Consider the following 2206-nt stretch of genomic DNA (forward strand, 5'->3'; position numbering starts at 1 on the left):
GTGTGGCGCGACAATCTGGATGAGAGACGCGCGACAAACAAGATGAGAATGTCGCGGTGAGGTTGATGATGCCGATGTTGATTGACGCTGGCAAGGGTTTGTTGATTGACGCTGGAATGTGTCGCATGCCGCGCGTCAATCAAGATGAGAAAGCGCGTCAGTCGGTGAGGTTGACAACGACTTGCGGTCGAGTTGCTTGTCATTGCGGGTCCTCCGGGCGCGGTGGCACGCTGACGTTCTTTGGTGTCGCCATAGTTGCGGGTCGTCCCTTTCCCTGCTGCTTGCGCTCAAGGGCGGTACGTCGGCGGTAGCTTTCGACGTTGAGTTCAAGGATCGTCGAGTGATGGACCAGCCGGTCGACGGCGGCCAGCGTCATTGCCGGATCGGGGAATACCTTATTCCAGTCGCCAAATGGCTGATTTGCCGTTATCAGAAGAGAACGGTTCTCATACCTGGCGCTGATGAGCTCGAACAGCACTGACGTCTCGGCCTGATCCTTACTGACGTACGCGAAGTCGTCTAAGATAAGTAGATCGAAGCGATGAAGCCTATTAATGGCGGACTCCAGAGCCAACTCGCGGCGCGCGACCTGCAACCGCTGTACGAGGTCGGTAGTTCGGGCGAAGAGGACCTTCCAGCCTGTCTCCAGTAGGCTCAGTCCGATGGCTGAGGATAAGTGCGACTTACCGCCCCCAGGCGGCCCGAGCAAAATCAAATTGGCGCCGTTGCGCAACCAGCCGTCGCCAGCGCATAACGCCGAGACGTGCGCCCTAGACACCATCGGCACCGCGTCGAAATCGAAATTCTCCAGCGTCTTGCCCGGCAGCAGCCTAGCCTCCCTGAGGTGGCGTTCGACGCGGCGTCGATCACGCTCGGCGATCTCGTGTTCGGCCAGCGCCATCAGCAGGCGCGCCGCTGGCCAGCCTTCAGTATCGGAGCGCTCGGCAAAGCTTGACCAGATCTGCTTAATGGCGGGCAGCCGCAAATCATTGAGCAGCAGCGACAGGCGGGTAGCGTCGAAATCGTGACTCATGCTGCCACCTCCGTTTCCAGGTCAAGCAGAGCTTCGTAGTCGCGCAGCGAAGCCAGTTGGACGTTTGCCTGCGGCATGCTCGCGGACTTCGCTTCGAAACGCGAACGCAGTGCGTCCAGATCAGGCAGTTGCCCGTCGGCCAGGCATTGCTCGAGCGCCTGCGCCAGCTGCGCCTCGCAGTTTCGCTCGTGAGCCAGGCTGAGCAGTTCGACCATGGTCTTGCATGCCGCACGCTCCGGTAGCTGTTCAAGCAGACGATCGAAGGTCAATCGATACGCCTCGCGCGGAAAGATCTGATCGCGGTAGACCAAGTTGAGCAGCGCCATGGGCTTGCGGCGCAGCGCGTGGATGATGTGCCGGTAGTTGACGACGTGACCGTGCTTGCCATTGGGACCCGGACGACCGCGCTGCAGCGTCATCAGAGCCGTACTGCCCAGAAACAGTTCTAGCCGATCGTCGTACAGCCGCACGCGAAGGCGATGACCGATCAGCCGAGAAGGGACCGTGTAGAAGACCTTGCGCAGGACGAAGCCGCCGGTGGTGGTGACGTACACACGCGTTTCCTCGTAGTCGCTCGTACGCTGCGCGGGCAGCGGCTGAAGCAGTGCCCGTTCGGCCTCAATGCGCTTGCCATTACGCGCATTGATGCGACCGACGATCTCGTCAATGAATCGGCGATAGGCCTCGAGTTCCACGAAGTCGTTACTGCCGCGCAGGAGCAATGCATCACGCACGGCGCTCTTGAGGTGGCCGTGAGGGCTCTCGATGGCGCCGTTCTCATGGGCGATGCCACGATTGTTGCGCGTAGGCTGCATGCCGTAATGAACACACAGCGCTTCGTAACGTGTGGTCAGATCGTCGCGCATTTCGGGTTCGAGATTGCGGAACGCTGCGGACAGGCTGTCGCTGCGATGCTCGCGTGGCGCGCCACCGAGTGCCCAGAGCGCGTTCTGCAGCCCTTCGGCCAGCGCGACATAGCTCTCGCCGCCGAGAATGACGTGAGCGTGTTCAAAGCCCGAGCAGGCCAGTCGAAAATGATAGAGGCGGTGCTCGAGCGCGACACCCGCCACAGACACGGCCAAGCTGTCCATCTCGGTGAAATCAGACAATGCGAGGCGACCGGGCTCGTGTACCTGGCGGAACATGACATCACGATCCTCGCCGTGGAGAGCG

General features: G+C 60.8%; 3 protein-coding genes. All 3 read right to left on the reverse strand.

Going from position 1 to position 2206, the window contains the following annotated elements; genetic code table 11:
- On the reverse strand, positions 1 to 203 hold a 203-nt coding region (locus tag NCT32_RS36700), incomplete at its 3' end, for a hypothetical protein (RefSeq protein ID WP_250491529.1).
- On the reverse strand, positions 200 to 1033 hold the full coding sequence (gene istB / locus NCT32_RS36705; protein ID WP_250491530.1) for an IS21-like element helper ATPase IstB: 834 nt from the start codon (positions 1031 to 1033) through the stop codon (positions 200 to 202). The genes istB and NCT32_RS36700, both read right to left, overlap by 4 nt.
- Positions 1030 to 2206, reverse strand: a 1177-nt coding sequence (locus NCT32_RS36710) for an IS21 family transposase (protein WP_250491531.1), incomplete at its 5' end; no start/stop codon positions are given. The genes istB and NCT32_RS36710, both read right to left, overlap by 4 nt.

The sequence above is a fragment of the Caballeronia sp. INML2 genome (assembly GCF_023631365.1).
GTDB classification, from domain to species: domain Bacteria; phylum Pseudomonadota; class Gammaproteobacteria; order Burkholderiales; family Burkholderiaceae; genus Caballeronia; species Caballeronia turbans.